General features: G+C 69.3%; 21 protein-coding genes and 2 tRNA genes. 17 read left to right on the top strand and 6 right to left on the bottom strand.

The genetic code is table 11. The features are described from left to right. The first annotated feature begins 3 nt into the window (after nt 1–3). From PSR88_RS06235 to PSR88_RS06200, 8 genes are all read left to right on the top strand, one after another. A complete protein-coding gene (locus PSR88_RS06235; protein WP_016879988.1) occupies nt 4–654 on the top strand; it encodes a potassium-transporting ATPase subunit C in 651 nt (216 codons plus the stop codon). A gap of 7 nt (nt 655–661) precedes the next feature. Further along, nucleotides 662–3,199, top strand: a complete 2,538-nt coding sequence (locus PSR88_RS06230) for a sensor histidine kinase (protein ID WP_011594313.1) — start codon at nt 662–664, stop codon at nt 3,197–3,199. Beyond that, complete coding sequence (locus PSR88_RS06225; protein WP_005247902.1) at nt 3,196–3,876, top strand: response regulator; 681 nt, start codon at nt 3,196–3,198, stop codon at nt 3,874–3,876. The genes PSR88_RS06230 and PSR88_RS06225 overlap by 4 nt, the downstream gene beginning before the upstream one ends. Before the next feature lie 90 nt (nt 3,877–3,966). Beyond that, nucleotides 3,967–4,257, top strand: a complete 291-nt coding sequence (locus PSR88_RS06220) for a DUF1905 domain-containing protein (protein WP_011594312.1) — start codon at nt 3,967–3,969, stop codon at nt 4,255–4,257. 89 nt (nt 4,258–4,346) lie between these two features. Next, nucleotides 4,347–5,309: an alpha/beta fold hydrolase gene (locus tag PSR88_RS06215; protein WP_016879989.1), complete on the top strand. Its 963-nt coding sequence runs from the start codon at nt 4,347–4,349 to the stop codon at nt 5,307–5,309. A 58-nt stretch (nt 5,310–5,367) separates the two neighbouring features. Continuing rightward, entirely contained in the window at nt 5,368–6,183 is an 816-nt protein-coding gene (gene recO / locus PSR88_RS06210) for a DNA repair protein RecO (protein ID WP_011594310.1), read from the top strand. Further along, nucleotides 6,149–6,958, top strand: coding sequence for an isoprenyl transferase (locus tag PSR88_RS06205; protein WP_029537243.1), 810 nt, complete (start codon nt 6,149–6,151; stop codon nt 6,956–6,958). Before recO ends, PSR88_RS06205 begins: the two co-directional genes overlap by 35 nt. After that, complete coding sequence (locus PSR88_RS06200) at nt 6,955–7,356, top strand: hypothetical protein (RefSeq protein ID WP_011594308.1); 402 nt, start codon at nt 6,955–6,957, stop codon at nt 7,354–7,356. Before PSR88_RS06205 ends, PSR88_RS06200 begins: the two co-directional genes overlap by 4 nt. A gap of 3 nt (nt 7,357–7,359) precedes the next feature. On the opposite strand, the gene PSR88_RS06195 is transcribed toward PSR88_RS06200, so the two are convergent. Together PSR88_RS06195 and PSR88_RS06190 are read right to left on the bottom strand one after the other, a co-directional pair. Beyond that, on the bottom strand, nt 7,360–7,785 hold the full coding sequence (locus tag PSR88_RS06195) for a Fur family transcriptional regulator (RefSeq protein WP_011594307.1): 426 nt from the start codon (nt 7,783–7,785) through the stop codon (nt 7,360–7,362). Between the two features lie 5 nt (nt 7,786–7,790). Beyond that, nucleotides 7,791–8,135 carry an ArsR/SmtB family transcription factor gene (locus PSR88_RS06190; protein WP_016879990.1) on the bottom strand — a complete coding sequence of 115 codons (345 nt, stop codon included), beginning with the start codon at nt 8,133–8,135 and terminating at the stop codon, nt 7,791–7,793. A gap of 221 nt (nt 8,136–8,356) precedes the next feature. On the opposite strand from PSR88_RS06190, the gene PSR88_RS06185 reads away from it, so the two are divergent. Beyond that, on the top strand, nt 8,357–9,748 hold the full coding sequence (locus PSR88_RS06185; protein ID WP_005571613.1) for a glycine--tRNA ligase: 1,392 nt from the start codon (nt 8,357–8,359) through the stop codon (nt 9,746–9,748). A 7-nt stretch (nt 9,749–9,755) separates the two neighbouring features. Here the strand turns inward: PSR88_RS06185 and PSR88_RS06180 are convergent, their stop codons facing one another. Both PSR88_RS06180 and PSR88_RS06175 read right to left on the bottom strand, forming a co-directional pair. After that, nucleotides 9,756–10,430 carry a hypothetical protein gene (locus PSR88_RS06180; RefSeq protein ID WP_016879991.1) on the bottom strand — a complete coding sequence of 225 codons (675 nt, stop codon included), beginning with the start codon at nt 10,428–10,430 and terminating at the stop codon, nt 9,756–9,758. A gap of 161 nt (nt 10,431–10,591) precedes the next feature. Further along, nucleotides 10,592–12,652, bottom strand: a complete 2,061-nt coding sequence (locus PSR88_RS06175; RefSeq protein ID WP_011594304.1) for a TPM domain-containing protein — start codon at nt 12,650–12,652, stop codon at nt 10,592–10,594. A 69-nt stretch (nt 12,653–12,721) separates the two neighbouring features. On the opposite strand from PSR88_RS06175, the gene PSR88_RS06170 reads away from it, so the two are divergent. The 4 genes from PSR88_RS06170 to dnaG all read left to right on the top strand — a co-directional run bounded on the left by PSR88_RS06170 (nt 12,722) and on the right by dnaG (nt 17,996). Continuing rightward, nucleotides 12,722–13,414, top strand: coding sequence for a YdcF family protein (locus tag PSR88_RS06170; protein WP_011594303.1), 693 nt, complete (start codon nt 12,722–12,724; stop codon nt 13,412–13,414). Between the two features lie 7 nt (nt 13,415–13,421). Beyond that, nucleotides 13,422–14,720: a deoxyguanosinetriphosphate triphosphohydrolase gene (locus PSR88_RS06165; protein ID WP_009473924.1), complete on the top strand. Its 1,299-nt coding sequence runs from the start codon at nt 13,422–13,424 to the stop codon at nt 14,718–14,720. Between the two features lie 87 nt (nt 14,721–14,807). After that, entirely contained in the window at nt 14,808–16,013 is a 1,206-nt protein-coding gene (locus PSR88_RS06160; protein ID WP_029537249.1) for a lipase family protein, read from the top strand. Between the two features lie 48 nt (nt 16,014–16,061). Continuing rightward, nucleotides 16,062–17,996 (top strand): DNA primase, encoded by a 1,935-nt coding sequence (gene dnaG, locus PSR88_RS06155; protein WP_009473922.1) that lies wholly within the window; start codon nt 16,062–16,064, stop codon nt 17,994–17,996. 15 nt (nt 17,997–18,011) lie between these two features. Here dnaG and PSR88_RS06150 read toward each other — a convergent pair whose 3' ends face one another. Next, a complete protein-coding gene (locus PSR88_RS06150; protein ID WP_005570860.1) occupies nt 18,012–18,260 on the bottom strand; it encodes a hypothetical protein in 249 nt (82 codons plus the stop codon). 138 nt (nt 18,261–18,398) lie between these two features. On the opposite strand from PSR88_RS06150, the gene PSR88_RS06145 reads away from it, so the two are divergent. Together PSR88_RS06145 and PSR88_RS06140 are read left to right on the top strand one after the other, a co-directional pair. Continuing rightward, nucleotides 18,399–18,471: transfer RNA gene (locus tag PSR88_RS06145), tRNA-Asn, on the top strand. A gap of 125 nt (nt 18,472–18,596) precedes the next feature. Then, nucleotides 18,597–19,766 carry an AI-2E family transporter gene (locus PSR88_RS06140; RefSeq protein WP_016879993.1) on the top strand — a complete coding sequence of 390 codons (1,170 nt, stop codon included), beginning with the start codon at nt 18,597–18,599 and terminating at the stop codon, nt 19,764–19,766. Here the strand turns inward: PSR88_RS06140 and PSR88_RS06135 are convergent. Beyond that, entirely contained in the window at nt 19,707–19,937 is a 231-nt protein-coding gene (locus tag PSR88_RS06135; RefSeq protein WP_083853000.1) for a DUF6480 family protein, read from the bottom strand. The genes PSR88_RS06140 and PSR88_RS06135 overlap by 60 nt on opposite strands. Nucleotides 19,938–20,154: 217 nt before the next feature. Here PSR88_RS06135 and PSR88_RS06130 point away from each other — a divergent pair. Together PSR88_RS06130 and PSR88_RS06125 are read left to right on the top strand one after the other, a co-directional pair. Next, a tRNA-Ile gene (locus PSR88_RS06130) sits at nt 20,155–20,228 on the top strand. Between the two features lie 94 nt (nt 20,229–20,322). Continuing rightward, nucleotides 20,323–20,805, top strand: coding sequence for an adenosine-specific kinase (locus PSR88_RS06125; protein WP_009473920.1), 483 nt, complete (start codon nt 20,323–20,325; stop codon nt 20,803–20,805). Nucleotides 20,806–20,814 lie beyond the last annotated feature (9 nt).

Genomic DNA, 20,814 nt, shown 5'->3' with positions numbered 1-20,814 from the left:
CGCATGCGATTTCTCATCGGCCTGCTCCGGCAGACCTGGGCCGGACTACTCGTCCTGCTCGCACTCACGGCAGTCCTCGGTGTGCTTTATCCCGCCGCAGTGTGGGGGGTGAGCAGGATCGGCGCCGGAGCGGCCGAGGGGTCTCCGGTGCGCGACAGCACCGGGTGCGTCGTCGGGAGCCGGTGGGTCGGTGTCGACCCGCAGGTGCCTGCGGGGGAGCCGGATCCGTTCTTCCACAACCGGGTCACCGGGTCGGTGGCCGAACAGGATCCGTTCGCGACGGGCGACCCCGCCTCCGCCCTGCCCACCAACCAGGGGCCGAGCAGTGAAATCCTGGCGACGTTCATCGCCGACCGGCGGGCGGCGATCGCCACCCGGGAAGGGGTGGACCCCGCCGTGGTACCGCCCGACGCGGTCACCGGATCCGGCTCGGGCATCGACCCGCACATCAGCCCCGCGTACGCGGCGTTGCAGGTGCCGAGGGTGGCCGCGGAGAACGGTCTCAGCGAGACCCGGGTCCGGCAACTCGTCGACGAGAACACCGAGGGAAGGCAACTCGGCTTCCTCGGTGAGGAACGGGTGAACGTCCTCGAACTGAACCTGGCCCTCGGCCTGACCGCTCCTGAGTGCACGGCCCCGACCGCTGGTGGATGATGGCGAGGTGAGTGGTACCGGAACCGACGGCGAGCGCCGGGACGCCGAACACCGACGCGGCGAACTGCGCATCTATCTCGGAGCCGCACCGGGCGTCGGCAAGACGTTCGCGATGCTCGGTGAGGCGCACCGCCGCCGGGAACGGGGGTGCGACGTGGTCGCGGCCGTGGTGGAGACCCACGGCCGCGACCGCACGGCGGCGCAGCTCGGCGACCTCGAACTGGTTCCGCCCAAGCTGATCGCCTACCGGGGCACGCTCGGCCGGGAACTCGACGTCGAGGCGGTGCTGGCCCGCAGGCCGGCGCTGGTCCTCGTCGACGAGCTCGCGCACACGAACACACCGGGCAGCGTCCACGAGAAACGCTGGCAGGACGTGGAGATACTCCTCGCCGCGGGGATCGACGTCCTCTCGACGCTCAACGTCCAGCACCTCGAAAGCCTCAACGACGTGGTCCAGCGGATCACCGGAGTGGTGCAGCAGGAAACGGTTCCCGACGAGGTGGTGCGCGCCGCCACCCAGGTCGAATTGGTCGACATCACTCCGGAGGCTCTGCGCCGCAGGCTGTCCCACGGCAACATCTATGCCGCGGACAAGGTCGACGCGGCACTGAGCAACTACTTCCGGAAAGGGAACCTCACCGCACTCCGCGAACTGGCCCTGCTGTGGGTGGCCGACCAGGTGGATGCCGCACTCGCGAAATACCGTGCGGAGAACAAGATCACCGACACGTGGGAGGCCCGGGAACGGGTGGTGGTCGCGGTGACGGGCGGGCTGGAATCGGAGACGCTGGTTCGGCGCGCCGGCCGGATCGCGTCGAGATCCAGCGCCGAACTGATCGTCGTGCACGTGGTGCGCGGCGACGGCCTCGCGGGTGTCTCGGCTCCGGAGATGGGCAAGGTGCGCACGCTCGCCGCGAGCATCGGGGCGAGCCTGCACAGCGTCGTCGGCGACGACGTTCCCACCACGCTGCTCGACTTCGCCCGGACCGCGAACGCCACGCAGCTGGTGCTGGGCACGTCGAGACGCTCACGGTGGGCACGGATCTTCGACGAGGGCATCGGCGCGAGCGTGCTGCACCAGTCCGGGTCGATCGACGTGCACATGGTGACGCACGGCGAATCCCACCGCCCGCGGCGGTTGTCGCCGGTGGGCTCCCGTTCGCGCACGGCGATCGCCTGGATCGCCGCCGTCCTCGTACCGTCGGTGGCCACGCTCGTGATGAGTGCCGTCGACCGGTGGCTCGGATTGGTCGGCGAGGGGGCCCTGTTCTTCATCGTGGTGCTGCTCGTCTCGCTGCTCGGGGGTGTCGCCCCCGCCGCGTTCTCCGCGCTGATCTCGGGTCTGTTCCTCAACTACTTCTTCACGCCGCCGGTGCGGAGCTTCACCATCGCCGAGCCGGACAACTTCATCACCACGGTCGTGCTGCTCGTGGTGGCCGTCGCCGTCGCGGTCCTGGTCGACGCGGCCGCCAAGCGGTCGCGGGAAGCCCGCCGGGCGTCGCAGGAAGCCGAGCTGCTGGCACTGTTCGCCGGATCGGTGCTGCGCGGCGCCGACCTCGGCACCCTGCTCGAGAAGGTGCGCGAGACCTACGGCCAGGATTCGGTCAGCGTGCTGCACCGCGACCGCGGTCCGGTGGGGTCCGTCGGGCCGCACCCACCGGTGAGCGTCGACGACGCCGACACCGTCTGCGAGGTGGGGGAAGGGGAGTACGCGCTCGCCCTGCGCGGAAGTGAACTGCACGCCCGGGACCGTCGCGTGCTGCTCGCCGTCGCCAACCAGGCGGTGGGCATGATCCGTCAGACCGAGCTCGCGCAGGAGGCGGGGCAGGCGCAGGCGCTGGCCGAGGCCGACCGGTTGCGGCGATCGCTGCTGTCCGCCGTCAGCCACGACCTCCGGACCCCACTGGCCGCGGTCAAGGCCGCCGCGTCCAGCCTGCGCAGCGACGACGTCGACTTCTCACCCGAGGACACCGCCGAACTGCTCGCGACCATCGAGGAATCGGCCGACGTCCTGACCTCCCTCGTCGGCAACCTGCTCGACTCGTCCCGTCTCGCGGCGGGAGTGGTGACCCCGACGCTGCGGCCGGTGTACCTCGACGAGGTGGTGCACCGGGCGCTGGTGGGTCTGGGAATCGGCGGCCGGACCGGGACCAGGGCCCGGGAAAGGGTGGAGGTCGACGTCGGAACGGTCGCGGCGATGGCGGATTCGGGCCTGCTCGAGCGGGTGCTCGCGAATCTGATCGACAACGCACTCCGCTACGGTGAGGACTCCGTGATCCGCGTCGGTGCCGCGGCGGTCGGCGACCGCGCCGTCGTCACCGTCGCCGACACGGGGCCGGGAATTCCGCGTGGGCGGGCAGACGAGATGTTCGCCCCGTTCCAGCGGCTGGGGGACCGCGACACCACCACGGGAGTCGGGCTCGGGCTCTCCGTCGTCCGCGGATTCGTGGACGCGATGGGCGGGACCATCAGCGCCACCGACACCCCCGGCGGTGGTCTGACGATGGTGGTGGAACTGGCCGGGGCGGGAGGGGCGCATCCATGACGAGAGTTCTCGTCGTCGACGACGAACCTCAGATTCTCCGCGCGCTGCGGATCAATCTGAGCGTGCGCGGATACGACGTGGTGACGGCCGCGTCCGGGGCCGCCGCCCTGCGCGCCGCGGCCGAGCGACCACCGGACGTGATCGTGCTCGACCTCGGGCTACCCGACATGGACGGCACCGAGGTGCTCGCCGGCCTCCGCGGGTGGTGCCCCGCACCGGTGATCGTGTTGTCGGCGCGGACCGACTCCGCGGACAAGGTGGAGGCCCTCGACGCCGGCGCCGACGACTACGTCACCAAGCCGTTCGGGATGGACGAGTTCCTGGCGCGGGTGCGTGCGGCCGCCCGCCGGGCGACGACGGCCGTCGACACGAGTGAACCTGTGGTGGAAACGGATTCGTTCACGGTCGATCTGGCGGCGAAGACGGTGCGCCGGGCGGGGGCCGAGGTGCACCTGACGCCGACCGAGTGGGGGATGCTCGAGATGCTCGTGCGCAACAAGGGCAAGCTGGTGGGGCAGAAGGAACTGCTGCGGGAGGTGTGGGGTCCGGCGTACGCCACCGAGACCCACTACCTGCGGGTGTATCTGGCGCAGCTGAGGCGCAAACTCGAGGACGACCCGTCCCACCCGCGTCACCTCATCACCGAGGCCGGGATGGGCTACCGGTTCCAGGTGTGACGGTAATCCCGCTCACGACCGATGATTCCGGCCGGCTCCGGGAGTCCTACCTTTCGACCGCAGCATCACACTCGACCGGAGGATCCACGAATGCCCGCACCGGAGACCCCGCAATCGCTCGCGCACACCTTTACGGCGCCGATCCAGAAGGACGGGGCGTTCGCGACGTACGTGACCGTGCCGGACTCCGCCGAACTCCTCGGAACGAGGCGGCCGGTGAAGGTCGGCGGGACCATCGACGGCCACCCGTTCAATGCCACCCTGATGCCCTCGGGCGAGGGTCCGCACTGGCTTCCCCTGAAGATCGCACTGTGCAGGCTGATCGGCAAGGACGCGGCCGGCGTCGAGGTGTCGGTGCATCTCGACCAGCGGCTGAGCTGATCGGGGGGCGCCGCCGTTTGAACGCAGCTGACCGGGGTATGGAACCACCGGGAGCGCGGTGCGTTTCCGGACCGGTTCCGAGGTGTGTCGTGCCGAACAGGCAACGGTTGTCGAGGTGGCTCCCGGCAGTGGGCGTCGTGTTGCTCGTCGCCGCGTGTGGAGCCGATGACGGCGACGGCGCGAGCAAGGATTTCGCGGGCACCGTCGACATCGGCGGGGGCCGCCACATCTATCTGGAGTGCGCGGGCACAGGCGCACCGACCGTCGTGTTTGCGTCCGGTCTCCGGTTCGGCGCCGATCAGTGGACGACGACGGCCGATCCGGCCGCCACCTCGGCCTTCGACGGTGTCGCCGAGTTCACCCGAGTCTGCTCGTACGACCGGCCGGGAGTCGTGCTGGGCGACGACGCATTGAGCCGCAGCGACCCGGTTCCGCAGCCGATCACCACCACGGACGCGGTCGCCGACCTCCAGTCGCTGCTGGGCGCCACCGGCGAGGCCGGCCCCGGCCCCTACGTGCTGGCCGCCCACTCCTACGGCGGTCAGATCGCGAGACTCTTCGCCGGCACCCATCCCGACGAGGTGGCGGGCATGGTGCTGATCGACGCGCAGTCGGAGGAGTTGCAGACACTCCTGCCCCCGGAGCAGTTCCAGGAGTTCCTGCGGCTCAACACCCCGCAGCAGGACAGTCTCGACGAATACCCGGACCTCGAGCGCGTCGACTTCGTCCGCAGCTTCGACGAGATCCGCGCCGCCGAACCGATCCGGCCCCAGCCGCTCGTCGTTCTCTCCGCCGACCGCTCGGTGGCGCCGCAGATCGCGGAGGGCGTCGCGAACGGAAGCCTCCCCGCCGACATCGATCCCGGCTACGGCCCGGCCCTCGACGCCGTGCAGCCGAAGGCGCAGGCGGATCTGGCACAACTCGTCCCGGGTGCCAAACATGTCACGAACACGAACAGCGGCCACAACATCAACATCGAGCAGCCGCAACTCGTCATCGACGGAGTCCGCGACGTCGTCGACGCCGTGCGCGACGGGCGCACCGAGCCCTGACCGTCGCACGCGGCTCGGCCTGCGGAATGTGGTCGCCTCGACGTGGGAGACTGGACCGGTGAGGTTGTATCGAGACAATGCGGTGGTCCTGCGCCAGCACAAGCTGGGCGAGGCCGACCGTATCGTCACACTCCTCACCCGGCAGCACGGTCTGGTGCGCGCGGTCGCCAAGGGGGTGCGCCGCACGAAGTCCAAGTTCGGCGCCCGGCTCGAGCCGTTCGCGCACATCGACGTGCAGCTCTACCCCGGCCGCAACCTCGACATCGTCACCCAGGTCCAGACGGTCGACGCATTCGCGACCGACATCGTCGACGACTACTCCCGGTACACCACGGCGTGCGCGATCCTCGAGACCGCCGAGCGGCTCGCCGGTGAGGAACGGGCCCCGGCGCCGCAACTGCATCGCCTGACGGTAGGTGCGCTGCGGGCCGTCGCCGAGCACAACCGCCCGTGCGAGCTGATCCTCGACGCCTTCCTGTTGCGGGCCATGGGTTTTGCGGGATGGGCTCCCGCCCTCGACGACTGCGCGCGGTGCAGCGCCCCCGGACCGCACCGGGCATTCCACGTGGCCGCCGGGGGAGCGGTGTGCGTCCATTGCCGGCCGCCGGGCGCCGCCACGCCGTCACCGGGTGTCCTCGACCTGATGGATGCGCTGATCCGCGGCGACTGGGCGAGCACGGAGGACGTGCCCGAGTCGTTGCGGGGGCAGGCCAGCGGTCTCGTCGCGGCGCACCTGCAATGGCACCTCGAACGGCAACTCCGCACCCTCCCGCTGATCGAACGCGCACGACCGCATGCGGCGGTAAGGGTGGAGGATTCGGTCAGGCAGGATGGGGACCGTGATTCGACGACGCGAACCTCGAGCCCCGCATAATTCCGGGGCCGAGCGCCAGATCCGGCCGCCGGACCAGCACCCCTCGGGCGCCCGCCCGCCGGGCCTGCAACCCGAACTCGTGCCCCGGCACATCGCGCTGGTGATGGACGGCAACGGCCGCTGGGCGCAGGAGCGGGGACTGCCCCGGACCGCGGGCCACGAACGCGGCGAGGCCGTGTTGATGGACGCCGTCTGCGGGTGCATCGAGATGGGCGTCGAATGGTTGTCGGCCTACGCGTTCTCCACCGAGAACTGGAAACGCAGCCCCGAGGAAGTCCGCTTCCTGATGGGCTTCAACCGCGACGTGATCCGGCGTCGCCGCGACGAGATGCACGAGATGGGGGTGCGCGTGCGGTGGGCGGGTCGCCGGCCCAAGCTGTGGCGCAGCGTCATCAAGGAACTCGAGATCGCCGAGGAGCTGACGAAGCACAACACGGTCATGAACCTGACCATGTGCGTCAACTACGGCGGGCGCGCGGAGATCGCCGACGCGGCGAAGGAGATCGGCAGGCGGGTCGCGGCGGGGCAACTCGACCCGGAGAAGATCACCGAGGCGACCGTGGCCCGGTATCTCGACGAGCCGGACATGCCGGACGTCGACCTGTTCCTCCGGCCGTCCGGCGAGCAGCGCACGTCCAACTTCCTGATCTGGCAGTCGGCCTACGCCGAGATGGTGTATCAGGAGAAGTTGTTTCCCGATTTCGACCGCCGGGACCTGTGGGCGGCATGCGTGGAGTACGCATCGCGTGACCGTCGGTTCGGTGGGGTGAAATGACCGTCGACGGGGCGCCCGCACTGCTCGAGCGGGCGGCGGACGCGCTCGAACACTTCGCCACCGTCACCCGGGCGGAGGACGGCTCGCTGAGTTTCGAGTACGCCGGGGCGCTGTGCTCGATCAGTGCGATGACCCTCACCGAGGGCCTCGATGTGCTATCGATGACGTGCGTGCTGGCCTGGGATCGTCCGGTCAGCGCGTCGCTGCACAAGAGGGTCGCGGAGCGGAACGGCGCACTGCAGTTCGGTTCGATCGCGGTGTTCGGCCACGGCCGGCTCGCGGACGTCATCCTGCGCTACACGTTCCCGGCCGCCGGGCTCGAAGACGAGGCGCTGACCACCATGCTGCTTCTCGTGTTGAGCGGGGCCGATACCGCCCGTCAGGGGCTGATCCCCTGACGCTCACTGCGTCGCGCTGCAGTCCTTGCAGAGGCCGAAGATCTCGATGGTGTGGCTGACGTCGGAGAAGCCGTGGGCGTCGGCGATCGACTGCGACCACTGCTCGACGGTGGGCCCCTCGACCTCGACGGTGTAGCCGCAGGTGCGGCAGACGAGGTGATGGTGATGTCCGGACGAGCAGCGCCGGTACACGGATTCACCGGTGTCGGTACGCAGGACGTCGACCGTTCCGGCGTCGGCGAGCGTCTGCAGGGTGCGGTAGACGGTGGTCAACCCGATGCCCTCGCCGCGCTTGCGGAGTTCGTCGTGCAGTTCCTGCGCCGACCGGAACTCCTCGATGTCGTCGAGGAGCGCGGAGATGGCGCTGCGCTGCTTGGTGGCGCGTACTCCCACGACGACGGGCTTGCGCTGGCCGGTGTTCTGGGTCAAGGCTTCTATCCTTCCTCGGCGTGCGCGACGGCGTCCACGACGATGTGGGCGAGGTGGTCGTCCACCAGGCGGTAGAGGACCTCACGTCCCGTGCGTTCGCCGCGGACGACGCCCGCGGCCTTGAGCACGCGAAGATGCTGGCTGATCAGTGGCTGGGTGACTCCGAGTGCCCCGACGAGTTCGTGCACGCACCGTTCCGATTCGCGGAGCTGGAGGACGATCGCGATCCGGACGGGGGCGGCGAGGGCGCGCAGGATGTCGCCGGCCGCCGCAAGGGTCTCCTTCGACGGCACGGGAGCGGGCGCCGCCGCCTCGAACGGATGCAGATCCCCGGGATCGATGACGCTCACCAGTGATCTCCTTCGGTGTGCCGGACAATGGACGGGACCGTGGCCGCGAGGCCGTCGGCCCGGGAGGATCACCCTCACCTTATTGCAAATCGATTCCATTTTGATATGCACGAATACGCATGTCAACCGGGTGGGTGAACCGACCGCGGTCGGGCAGATAGGCTGGGCTCCGAAAAGCGCACGTGAACCATGCATCTATTACCCAGATGGAGAGCACCCGAGTGGCACCGAAGTCCAAAGTCGAAACCGTCGTCAATCTCGCCAAGCGTCGTGGCCTGGTCTACCCGTGCGGTGAGATCTACGGAGGCACGAAGTCGGCCTGGGACTACGGCCCCTTGGGCGTCGAGCTCAAGGAGAACATCAAGAAGCAGTGGTGGCGCAACATGGTCACCAGCCGTGAGGACGTCGTCGGCCTCGACTCCTCGGTCATCCTGCCCCGCGAGGTGTGGGTGGCGTCCGGTCACGTCGGCGTGTTCAACGACCCGCTGGTCGAGTGCCTCAACTGTCACAAGCGCCACCGTCAGGACCACCTGCAGGAGGCGTACGCGGAGAAGAAGGGCCTCGACAACCCGGACGACGTCCCGATGGACGTCGTGGCCTGCCCCGACTGCGGCACGGTCGGTCAGTGGACCGAGCCCCGCGACTTCAACATGATGCTGAAGACGTACCTCGGCCCGGTCGAGAGCGAAGAGGGCATGCACTACCTCCGCCCGGAGACCGCGCAGGGCATCTTCGTGAACTTCGCGAACGTGCTCACCACGTCGCGCAAGAAGCCCCCGTTCGGCATCGGCCAGATCGGCAAGAGCTTCCGCAACGAGATCACGCCCGGAAACTTCATCTTCCGCACCCGCGAGTTCGAGCAGATGGAGATGGAGTTCTTCGTCAAGCCCGGCGAGGACGAAGAGTGGCACCAGTACTGGATCGACTACCGCATGGACTGGTACACCGGGCTCGGCATCAACAAGGACAACCTGCGCCTGTACGAGCACGCACAGGACAAGCTGTCGCACTACTCCAAGCGCACCGTCGACATCGAGTACCGCTTCCACTTCCAGGGCAGTGAGTGGGGCGAGCTCGAGGGTGTGGCCAACCGCACCGACTTCGACCTGTCGACCCACTCGAAGCATTCGGGCACCGACCTCAACTATTACGACCAGGCCACAGGTGAGCGCTACACGCCGTACGTCATCGAGCCGGCAGCCGGTCTCACGCGTTCGCTGATGGCGTTCCTCGTCGACGCGTACACCGAGGACGAGGCGCCGAACGCGAAGGGCGGCGTCGACAAGCGCACCGTGCTGCGTCTGGACCGTCGTCTCGCCCCGGTGAAGGCCGCGGTGCTGCCGCTGTCGCGCAACGCGGACCTGACGCCGAAGGCCAAGGATCTCGCCGCGACGCTCCGCCAGCACTGGAACGTCGAGTTCGACGACGCCGGCGCGATCGGCCGCCGCTACCGCCGTCAGGACGAGATCGGCACACCGTTCTGCATCACCGTGGACTTCGACACGCTCGAGGACCACGCCGTGACCGTCCGTGAGCGTGACTCCATGGCCCAGGAGCGGGTCGCGCTCGACCAGGTCGAGGGCTACCTGGCGCAGCGCCTCATCGGTTCCTGATCCGCCGTCACCTGCGCGCGTCGCAGGTGACGGTCAGATAGTTCGTCAGGATTCGCCGGTTCTCCTCGGACACCGGGATGCGCGAGTATTCCGGTGCCGAGGAGCCGACGGCGATCCACAGCGGAAAGACGAAGGGCTTCTTCGCCTCCGCAAGGGCATGGGGGTCGCACCGCGCCGCGTCGATGGAGATGTCGACGCTCAGCCGGTCCTCGCCCGCCCGCATGGTGGCGGGCAGTGCGCCGTGCAGCGCATACAGGACGCTGCCGCCGATCTCGTCCAACCGGATGTCACCCGACGCCGTTCCCCGGCTCACGACGAGCTGGGCGGGCAGGGGTGCTGCCGGCTCGGGCGGAGCCGCCGCCGGGATCAGTGTCACCGGTACGGCCCGCGCCAGATCCTCTGCGGCGCAGTCACTGTCGTGGATACGGCCGAGGACGTCGTACGGGGCAGCGAGCGGCACCCGCACGGGCGAGCCGCTCGGATCGGCGACCCCGATCAGGGTGTACGCCGGCTCCGGGGGTGTGTCGCAGCGCACCGGGCCGTATTCGGCCTCGACATCGATCCGGTTGCCGGGACCGAGTTCGACCACGCGCCGGGTCTCGGGTGCCGCCTCGAAGCCGGGACTGTCCAACGCCACGGATGTCACGTCGACGGGCACATCGCCGGTGTTCGCTATCCGCACGTGAATCCGCCCACCCGCCGCGTCGTCCTCCCGGCTGCGATACGCCTCCGCCGACAGCGGGATCGCGTCGTCCTCGGTCGGATCCCCGCCCGCGCAGCCCGACAGGCCGCCGCAGGCGGTGGCCGCGACGCAGGCGAGTGCGACGAAGACTCGGGAGGACGTCAGAATCGGCCGCCCCCACTGATCCGGCCGGAGCTGCTCGGCCCGCCGAAGGACCGCGGGCCGCTGCTGCGGCCGCCGCCGCCGGAGCCGCGGCTTCCCCAGTTGCCGCCGCCGCTGAATCCGCCGCGCAGGATGCTGTCGATCAGGATGCCGCCGAGGATCGCACCGGTGGCGTTCCCGCCACCGCTTCCGGGCCCGGGGAGCTGGCGGGACTCCCAGCGGCTCACGTCGTTCTGCGCCAGGCGCAGTGCGTCGGCCGCCAGGCCGGCCGCGGCCTGGGCGTGCTGAAGCGCGCGGGAGGCGTCGGTGGCGCGGAGTTGCTGCGCGCCCGCCAGGTGCCGCTGCGCCTCGGTCAGGCGGGTCCGGGCGTCCGCTCCCACCGCGCCGCGTCGGGTGCCGATGAAGTCCGACGCCGCCGTGACCTGCGACTGCGCGGCCACGAGGTCCTGCTCGAGACGCTGCTGCGCGCGCTCGGCCTGCTGCCGGGATTCCTGCGCCTCGGCGAGGACGGCGTCGAGTTCCGCGTCTGCCTTGACGATCTGGGTGAAGCTGCCGAGCGGGTCGGTGTCCGCGGCAGTGCGGGCCGCCGCCAGCGCTGCCTCGGCCGCGGCGCGGGCCGACGCGAGCCGGTCTCCACCCTGCTCGGTGAACTGGGCTGAGGCCGCGATCCCGGCCTCCACGTCGGTGATCGCGGCCGGCAGCGTCGCGATGGCGTGCCGGATGTCCTCCGCGGCGTGGTCGACGGCGTCGAGTAGCGTCCGGGCCTGTTCGAGGGCGCCCTCGGCTCCGCGGATCGCCGACACCGCCGGTCCCTGTTTTCCGGGCGGCAGGGCGATCGCGTCCCTGCCGTCGGCCACGGCCCGTTCCGCGAACGCGAGCCGCTCCTCCGCCATCGTCACGTTGTGGGCGACGGAAGCGAGTGCGGCGGCCGGGAATTCGGTCTGCAGGGTGGCGAGCGTCTGCGTGGAATCGGGGATGCGCACAGTCAGCGCGACCATGTCCCGGGTGAGCGCGTCGAGTCGGTCGGGGGCGTTGATCAGCAGGTCCCGGAGTCCGTCGAACTCCTGAACCCGCTCGTTGAGTTCGCGGTCGGCGCGCCCGCACGAGGTGATGATGTCGATGAGCATCTCCCGTTGCTGCTGTGGGGTCTCGGGGATCGCGTCGTCGAGTCGCTGACGGACGGTGAACGCGGCCGCGAGTGTCGCCTTCGCCGTGTCGAACGCCGCCGTGAACGATGCCGTGGCCTGCTCGCCGAATTCCCCGCGGGCCAGGTCGAGTTCCTCCTGACTCGTACGCAGCGCGTCGTCGGTCTCGACGAGCACCTCCTTGGCGCGCTCGTCCAGCGTCGGCAGCGGCAGCGCCGTCAGCGCGGCGGTGTCCTCGGGGCTGATGCTGCGCGCCGCCTCGACGCCGGCCCGGATGCGGTCGTGCTTCTTCTTCCGCGAATACAGCACCACGCCACCCGCGCCCACGACGACCACACCGCCGCCGATCAGCAGTGTGCGCACCGACATTCCTTCGCCCGGACTCATCGCGTCGCCCAGGCCGCCCGCTGCGGCGATCGCGCCTCCGGCCCAATCCTCCTCGCGCAGGGCGGGTTCCACCGCATCCACCCGGATCGACTCGGCCTCGTCGCTGGTGATCTCCGACAGTCCGTCCGGCGCGATGAGGGCGTACTCGCGGTCGACCGTCGCGACCGCGAGCAGGGCGTCGCGGTCGCCGAGCGAGGACGCCTGCGCCGTCTGATCCGCCCACGGACCGGCGCCGAGCCCGTTGAAGTCGGGCACGTACACCACCCACAACCGCACCTTGTGCTCGTCGTACAGCTGGTCGATCGCGGCCTGGACGTCGCTCTGCTGGTCGGCGTCGAGCACACCGACGGTGTCCGTGATCTGGCCGGGAAGACGGAACGGTGCGTCCGCCGAGGCGATCGCGGGAGAGAACAGGATCGCCACGAGAGTCAGGAGTGCGGAGACGGCGCCGACGGCGGCGAACCGCCGAGCACGGGGCTGTCGGGGGCGGGACGACGGCGTCTGCTCGAGGCGCGGTGCGAGTGGCATGGCAGCAAATCTATCGGGTGTGGCGAGTCGTCATCGGGACAGTTCGGCGACAGCTGGCAGAATCAGGGAGTGAATTCTGCACCGAGCCGTGAACGCCACGACCTCCCGCGCCGTCCTGCGCGCCTGGGGTTCGCCGGCACGCTGGCCCGGTGGACCCGCCGGATCATCGCCGGCGTGGTCCTCCTCGCCGCCGCGCTGGTGCTCGGCACCGCGGTCCGGGTGTGGCAGGTCGCGCGGATCGACGACACGTCGGCCGCCGACGCGATCGTCGTGCTCGGGGCCGCCCAGTACTCGGGAACCCCGTCGTCGGTGTTCGAGGCCCGGCTCGAGCAGGCGTACAAGCTGTACGAGCGCGGGGTGGCCCCCGAGGTCATCACGGTCGGCGGCAAACAGGAGGGCGACGAGTACACCGAGGCGGCGTCCGGCAAGAACTATCTGATCTCGCGCGGCGTCCCCGCCGACAGCATCACCGCGGTCGAGGAGGGGTCCGACACCCTGCTCAGCATCGAGGCGGTCAGTGAGGCGATGGCGGCGCAGGGCATCGATTCGGCGGTCCTGGTCAGCGACCCCTGGCATTCGCTGCGGACGCGGACGATGGCACGCGACGCCGGACTCGACGCCTGGACGGCGCCCACCCGGCAGGGGCCGGCCGTGTTCACCCGCGAATCCCAGTTGCACGGAATCGCCCGGGAGACAGGGGCGTTGATCTGGTACCAGCTCACCCACTTCTCGGCCGACTTCCCCTACACGGCGGGACAGTAGACATTCGATGACAGCACACACGACACCCCTCGGCGACGTGTACTCCGCGCACGACGTCGCCCGGCGGGTCCGCGAGGCACCGAAACGGGCGGGAATCCCGGGCAGCCAGATCGCGGCCGCGCAACACCGATCCGTCTTCTCCCGCGACCGCGCCCGCGTCCAGCACTCGGCCGCGCTCCGCAGACTCGCCGACAAGACCCAGGTGGTGGGTCCCCGGGACGGTGACACTCCGCGGACACGGTTGACGCACTCGATCGAGGTGGCGCAGATCGGTCGCGGGATCGCCGACGGTCTCGGCTGCGATCCCGATCTGGTGGACCTCGCCGGCCTCGCGCACGACATCGGTCACCCGCCGTACGGCCACAACGGGGAGAAGGCCCTCGACGAGGTCGCGGAAAGCTGCGGTGGGTTCGAGGGCAACGCCCAGAATCTGCGTATCCTCACGAGCCTCGAACCGAAGGTGCTCTACCCCGACGGAAGCAGTGCCGGGCTCAATCTGACCCGCGCGTCGCTGGACGCGGCGATCAAGTACCCGTGGACCCGGCCGCGCCCCGGCGCGAAGTTCGGGGCCTACGACGACGACGCCGACGTGCTCGCGTGGATCCGCGAGGGTGCCCCCGACGGCCACCAGTGCCTCGAGGCGCAGGTCATGGATTGGGCCGACGACGTCGCCTACTCCGTGCACGACGTCGAGGACGGCGTGATCGACGGGCGCATCGATCTGCGGTCACTGGCCGATCCGGTGGATCAGCGGGCGCTCGCCGAGTTCGGTGCGTCGGAGTTCCCGGGGCTCGACGTGGAGGAACTGATCGAGGCCGCGACGCGGTTGAGTCTTCTGCCCGTCGTCGTCGAGGTGGGCAGCTACGACGGCACGCTCACCAGTTCGGTCGCCCTGAAGAACCTCACCAGCGAACTGGTCGGCCGGTTCGCGACCGCCGCGATCATCGGGACCCGCGACGTCCACGGCGACAAGCCGGTCGCCCGGTACGACGCCGACCTGGTGGTCCCGCCGGTGGTGGCGGCGGAGGTGGCGCTGCTCAAGACGTTCGCACTGAACTACGTGATGTCGGATGCCGGCCACCGGGCGCGGCAGGCACGCCAGCGCGACCGCGTGCACCGCGTCGCCGAATGGCTGCTCGCGACCGCACCCGCCGGTCTCGACCCCATCCTGGTTCCCGCCTGGAACGCCGCGGCCGACGATCCCGCACGGGTCCGGGTCGTCGTCGACCAGATCGCCTCCTACACCGAGAGCCGTCTCGAACGCGTCGACAAGTCGAGTCTCGGAGCCCAGGCGAGCTGGGGCTGACAAAGTCGGAAGCCGGACCCATCCTGCCGCCGCGGTGCTACGAATACGTCTAGAGACAGCTCGCACCCCAATGGTCAGGGAGACCGGATGAAGTCTGCAGTGCGCAAGATCATCGGTTCGACGTCCGCAGCGCTGGCGGTGGCGGTCGGTGCCGCCCTACTGGCCCCACCCGCGGCCCAGGCCGCGCCGGCGTACCCGTTCGCGGACCCCGACCCGTTCTACGGTGCGCCCGTCGACGTCGGGGCACGCGCCGACGGTGACGTGCTGGCGAGCCGACCGGTCGCCGCCACCGGATACCCCACCGCCGACGCCTGGCAGGTGAAGTACAAGTCGACCAACTCCGCCGGAGCGCCCATCGCCGCGGTCACCACGGTGCTGGTACCCCGCGGCACTCCCGCGAACCGGCCGCTCGTGTCCTACCAGCCGTTCGTCAACGCGCTCGGGCTCGAGTGCGCGCCGTCCCATCAGCTGTTCACCGGCGGAATCCAGGAGGGGCCCGCCCTCAACGCCCTGCTCGCGCGCGGCTGGGCCGTGGCCGTGCCCGACCACCTCGGACCGACCAGCGCGTACGGAGCCGCGAAACTCGGCGGCCGGCTCGTCCTCGACGGCGTCCGCGCCGCGCAGCGGCTCCCGGAAGCGGGACTCGGTGGCAGTCCGGTCGGGCTGGCCGGCTATTCGGGCGGCGCCATGGCGACCAACTGGGCTGCGGCGCTCGCACCCACCTACGCCCCGGAACTGAACATCGTGGGCGCCGCCCAGGGCGGCACACCGGTCAACATCGGTGAACTGGCCGACCGGCTGGGCAGCACCCGCTCGCAGGCGTTCGGCCTGGGATTCGCGGCCGCCATCGGTCTCGAGCGTGAATACCCGACGCGCTCGCCGCTGGGGGACGGCCTCAACGGCGACGGACTCGCCCTGCGGGCGCAGATGAGCAACATGTGCACGGATTCGATACTCGGCGCCGGTGCGGGGAAGTCGCTACCCGACCTGACCAACGGTCCCGGCATCCTCGCCGATCCGTCCGGCCGCTCGGTGATGGACGAGAACAGCGTCGAACTGTATCCGGGAGTCCCGAGGACGCCGATGTTCGTCTGGCACGGCAGCGCGGACCCCCTCGTCGCCATCGAGCCGGTGCAGAACACCGTCGCCCGGTACTGCTCACAGGGTGTGCCGGTGCAGTTCGACGTGATCCCGGGCGCCGACCACGGCACCGCCACCATGCTCGGTGCCGGTCCCGCATTCGGCTATCTCGGCGACCGATTCGCCGGGATTCCCGCCCCGTCGAACTGCTGACCCCGAGGCGGAAGTTCGGGCTGCGGCGGAGCGCCTAGACTGTCGTTCGTGGCTGGCAGAATCCCTGATCGTGACGTTGCGGCCATTCGCGAGCGCACACGGATCGAGGACATCGTGGGGGAGTACGTCTCCCTCAAGCGCGCGGGCGGCGACTCCATGAAGGGGCTGTGCCCGTTCCACGACGAGAAGTCGCCGTCGTTCCACGTGCGGCCCAACCACGGGCACTACCACTGCTTCGGGTGCGGCGAGGGCGGCGACGTCTACTCCTTCCTCCAGAAGATCGACCACATCAGTTTCGTCGAGGCCGTCGAGCAGCTCGCCGACCGGTTGAACTACACCATCTCGTACGAGGGCGGCGGCACCTCGGTGCAACGCGACCGCGGCACCCGCTCCCGGCTGGTCGCGGCCAACGCGGCCGCGCAGGAGTTCTACTCGGCGCGTCTGCAGGAACCCGATGCACAGGCGGCCCGCGACTATCTGACGGAACGGAACTTCGACGCGCAGGCCGCGCAGCAGTTCGGGTGCGGGTATGCACCCGACGGCTGGGACATCCTCACGAAGCACCTGCTGGGCAAGGGTTTCGACGTCAAGGAGCTCGAGGCCGCGGGCCTGTCGAAAGCCGGGCGCCGCGGTCACATCGACCGCTTCCACCGGCGCCTGCTCTGGCCCATCCGGAACCTGTCCGGCGACGTCATCGGGTTCGGTGCCCGCAAGTTGTTCGACGACGACACCATGCCCGGCAAGTACGTCAACACGCCGGAAACCATGCTGTACAAGAAGTCTCAGGTGCTGTTCGGGCTCGACCTCGCCAAGCGCGACATCGCCAAGGGGCATCAGGCCGTGGTGGTCGAGGGATACACCGACGTCATGGCGATGCACCTGGCCGGGGTCAAGACCGCCGTCGCCGCCTGCGGCACCGCGTTCGGTGAGGACCACCTCGCGATGCTGCGGCGACTGCTGATGGACGACAGCTACTTTCGCGGCGAGATCATCTACACGTTCGACGGGGACGCCGCCGGCCAGGCCGCGGCGATGAAGGCGTTCGAGGGTGACCAGAAGATGGCCGGGCAGACGTTCGTCGCCGTGGCACCCGAGGGCATGGACCCGTGCGAGTTGCGGCAGAAGTCGGGTGACGCCGCCGTCCGCGACCTGGTGGCGCGTCGCACACCGATGTTCGAGTTCGTGGTCAAGTCGATCCTCACCGAGCACGACCTCGAGACCGCCGAGGGCCGGGTCGAGGCGCTGCGGCGCACCGTGCCGGTGGTCGCGCAGATCAAGGAAGCGACGCTGCGTGACAGTTACGCCGTCCAGTTGTCCGGCTGGGTGGGCTGGGACGACATCGCCGCCGTCCGGCAGCGGGTGCGGGACGAGGCACGCAAGCGGGCGTCCACCCGCGGGTCGCTGCCTGCGCCGCCCAAGAAGAAGGCCGCCCGGGACGAGGACCAGGACACACCGCAGTTGCCGGTCGGGCTCACCCGGCCCCGGCCGAACGATCCGACGCTGTGGGCGCAGCGCGAGGCACTGAAGGGTGCATTGCAGTACCCGGCGATCGCGGGCACCGTATTCGACTCGTTGCCGGTGGAGACGTTCACGCATCCGACGTACGTCGTGATCCGTGAGTCGATGATCGCGTCCGGCGGCACCAGCGCGGGACTCGGCGGCGGCGAGTGGGTCGACGCGGTCAGCCGCGGTGTCGACGACGTCACCGCGGCGTCGCTCGTGTCCGAACTCGCAGTCGAGCCGTTGCCCGCCGAAGAGGACACCGTGCCGCGATACATCTCCGGCGTGATCGCACGCCTGCAGGAGGTGTGGGTGGGGGAGCAGGTGGCGGAACTGAAGTCCAAGCTGCAGCGCATTTCACCGGCCACGGCGTCGGACGAGTTCCATTCGCTGCTCGGCGACCTCGTCGCCCTGGAGCAGTACCGCCGCAGCCTGCTCGATCAGGCGATCGGCGACACCAACCGGGACGGGATGGCCGGCTGAACCGGCCCCCGCCGGCTATTTCTTCTTGAGCTGATCCTGAGGAACCAGGATGGTCGTTTCCTCGTCGAGCGGCTTCATGGGCTCGAGCTTCGGCTGAGTGTTCAGGGAGTCGGACAGCTTCTGACGCGACATCTGCAGCACCTTCTTCGTGGCCGGGCTGGTGGCCACGGCCTTGGTGGCCCGGCTGATCTGTTCGTAGCGCGCACGTCCTGCTCGCGTACCCAGCACGTACCCCGCAGCGATACCGATCAACAACCGCATCATTCCCGCTTCCTCCCGACACACAACGACCTGCACCCATCCTGCCTGATGCGTCGACAGGCAGGCGATTTGGTACTGGGGTGGGGCTATGCGCTACAGTTTCTCTCGCATCGCCGGGAACGGCGAAGCACAGCAGAATAATCCCCTGTAGCTCAATTGGCAGAGCTTCCGACTGTTAATCGGACGGTTGCTGGTTCGAGTCCAGCCGGGGGAGCATCGAAACCCCGTCCGGTTCATCCGGGCGGGGTTTTCTGCTGCGCCCGGTCAATTCGGACAGGTGCACCGTCCGGGGCGAGTACATTCCCGCTGTATCGGCAGCAATCGATCGCGGGGTGTGCGATGAGCGAGGACGGCCGCGAAATCGGGCGGACAGGGTCGATCGGGCGCTTCGGCACGGGCGACGCCCCGCGGTGGCTTCTGCCCTCGATCCTCTACGTCCTGCTGGCCGTCGCCGCCTACCAGTTGTCGGGTTGGCTGTTCGTCAACCTGCGGAGCTTTCTGGGTTTGCTGTTCCTCGCGTGGTTGTTCAGTATCACCATCGAACCGGTCGTCGACTGGCTCGAGCGCCGGGGGTTGCGGCGCGGCGCCGCCACCGGACTCGTGCTGTTCGCGCTGTTCGTCTTCGCCATCGGATTCCTGGCACTCTTCGGGACACTGCTCGCGCAGCAACTCGCCCAGCTCCTCAAGGCCCTGCCGGGTGCGCTGTCCTCGGTCACCGACTGGTCCAATCGCGTGTTCGACACCGACTTCGCGACGGGCGAGGATCTGATCCACCTCACACCCGATACCATCCGAGACCTCGCCGAGCGGTTCACGCCGGGAGTTCTGGGTGTGTTGTCGTCGCTGCTCGGTGTCGTGTTCCAGATGCTGACGCTGCTGCTGTTCGTGTTCTACATGTCCGCGCAGGGGCCTGCCCTTCGCCGCACGATCTCGAGCTGGTTTCCGGCGCGGCAACAGGGGGTCATCTCGGTGGTGTGGGAGATCTCGGTCGAGAAGGCCGGCGGATACGTGGTGTCGCGGCTGATCCTCGCTGCGGTGAGTTCGGTCGCCACGGGCATCTTCCTCGTGGCGATCGGAGTGCCCTACTGGTTGCCGCTGGCGCTGTGGACCGGCATCGTCTCGCAGTTCGTCCCCACCCTGGGCACCTACCTCGCGATCGCCCTCCCCGCGATCATCGCGGCGGCGTCCCAGCCGATGGACGGTGTGTGGGTGATCGTGTTCGGGACCGTCTACCAGCAGATCGAGAACTACGTGCTGCACCCGCGCATCACGTCCGCGACGGTCTCGATCCACCCCGCGGTCGCGTTCGGATCGGTGATCGTGGGCGCCTCGCTGTTCGGTCCGGTCGGCGCCCTGGTGTCGGTGCCGGTGGTCGCCGCGATCCAGGCCCTCGTCGAAACGTACGGGCGACGGTACGAACTCGTCGCAGACGCATCGGCGCCGGTCACCTCAGTCGAACAACGCAAACACGCGGGCGACGAAGAAGGCCGCGACCGCGAGGACGAGTAGACCCACCACGATGAACGCGAGGATCGGCACCCTCCGGCCCGGCATCGGCTGCGGATGCGACAACCCCGAGGTCTGGCCGGCATCCGGTGGCGTGTCACCCGGCTGAACGCCCCCTCCGTCGTCGAGCGCCGGTGCATCGTCCGGTTCCGGTCCTGGTCGTTCGACGCTCATCCTGTGCTCCCTCTCGTGATCCTCCGCACTGCGGATCACACCCGCGTACCCCGGAAGACGCGTTCGCACACACGGCGGCGGGGCAGTGCCCACGTCCGGACACGATCCGGTTCGCCGACCACGAAAGGTCCTGTCAGGGCGGGCTTCGTCCCGGCTACGCGCCCACGGCGGGCGCACGGTAACATCGGCACGCCGCGATCGCGAGTAGTGCGGCGATGGGGCGGTAGCTCAGTCGGTTAGAGCCGTGGACTCATAATCCATTGGTCGCGGGTTCGAGCCCCGCCCGCCCCACCGTTTTCCGCGGATCCCCCAAGTCGAACGCCCGCTCCGTCGTTGTTCTCCGTGCCGGAGCGGGGCAGACTGAAAGGCATCCGAGGAGGCCATCGTGGAGCTGCAGATCGTGGCGATCGACAAACCCGACGACATGAACGTGATCGTCGGACAGTCCCACTTCATCAAGACCGTCGAGGACGTGCACGAGGCCCTGGTCGGAGTGGGCCCGCATCTCCGGTTCGGTGTCGCGTTCTGCGAGGCCTCGGGTCCTCGCCTCGTGCGTTGCTCCGGCAACGACGACCGTCTCGTCGAGTTGGCCACCCGTAACGCCGTCGCGGTCGGCGCGGGACACTCGTTCTTCGTGTTCCTGGAGGACGGCTACCCGGTGAACGTCCTGAACACGCTGAAGCAGGTGCCGGAGGTGTGTGGCATCTTCTGCGCCACCGCCAACCCCCTCGAAATCATCGTGGCCGAGACGGAACTCGGCCGGGGCATCGCCGGCGTGATCGACGGCCGCCCACCCGCCGGTGTCGAGACCGATGCCGACGTCGCCGACCGCAAGGCGTTGCTCCGGACGATCGGTTACAAGCTCTGAGCGAGCGGA

Source organism: Rhodococcus sp. DK176 (assembly GCF_038447315.2).
Taxonomy (GTDB): domain Bacteria; phylum Actinomycetota; class Actinomycetes; order Mycobacteriales; family Mycobacteriaceae; genus Rhodococcus_F; species Rhodococcus_F jostii_A.
The sequence above is the reverse complement of the archived record's forward strand: the minus strand, read 5'-3'. Positions and strand labels throughout refer to the sequence as shown.

What these genes read in the sequence shown, in the direction of transcription:
- PSR88_RS06235 (WP_016879988.1), top strand. Translation starts at nt 4, where the DNA reads ATGCGATTTCTCATCGGCCTGCTCCGGCAGACCTGGGCCGGACTACTC.
- PSR88_RS06225 (WP_005247902.1), top strand. Translation starts at nt 3,196, where the DNA reads ATGACGAGAGTTCTCGTCGTCGACGACGAACCTCAGATTCTCCGCGCG.
- PSR88_RS06220 (WP_011594312.1), top strand. Translation starts at nt 3,967, where the DNA reads ATGCCCGCACCGGAGACCCCGCAATCGCTCGCGCACACCTTTACGGCG.
- PSR88_RS06200 (WP_011594308.1), top strand. Translation starts at nt 6,955, where the DNA reads ATGACCGTCGACGGGGCGCCCGCACTGCTCGAGCGGGCGGCGGACGCG.
- PSR88_RS06175 (WP_011594304.1), bottom strand. Translation starts at nt 12,652, where the DNA reads ATGCCACTCGCACCGCGCCTCGAGCAGACGCCGTCGTCCCGCCCCCGA.
- PSR88_RS06165 (WP_009473924.1), top strand. Translation starts at nt 13,422, where the DNA reads ATGACAGCACACACGACACCCCTCGGCGACGTGTACTCCGCGCACGAC.
- PSR88_RS06160 (WP_029537249.1), top strand. Translation starts at nt 14,808, where the DNA reads ATGAAGTCTGCAGTGCGCAAGATCATCGGTTCGACGTCCGCAGCGCTG.
- PSR88_RS06150 (WP_005570860.1), bottom strand. Translation starts at nt 18,260, where the DNA reads ATGATGCGGTTGTTGATCGGTATCGCTGCGGGGTACGTGCTGGGTACG.
- PSR88_RS06140 (WP_016879993.1), top strand. Translation starts at nt 18,597, where the DNA reads ATGAGCGAGGACGGCCGCGAAATCGGGCGGACAGGGTCGATCGGGCGC.
- PSR88_RS06135 (WP_083853000.1), bottom strand. Translation starts at nt 19,937, where the DNA reads ATGAGCGTCGAACGACCAGGACCGGAACCGGACGATGCACCGGCGCTC.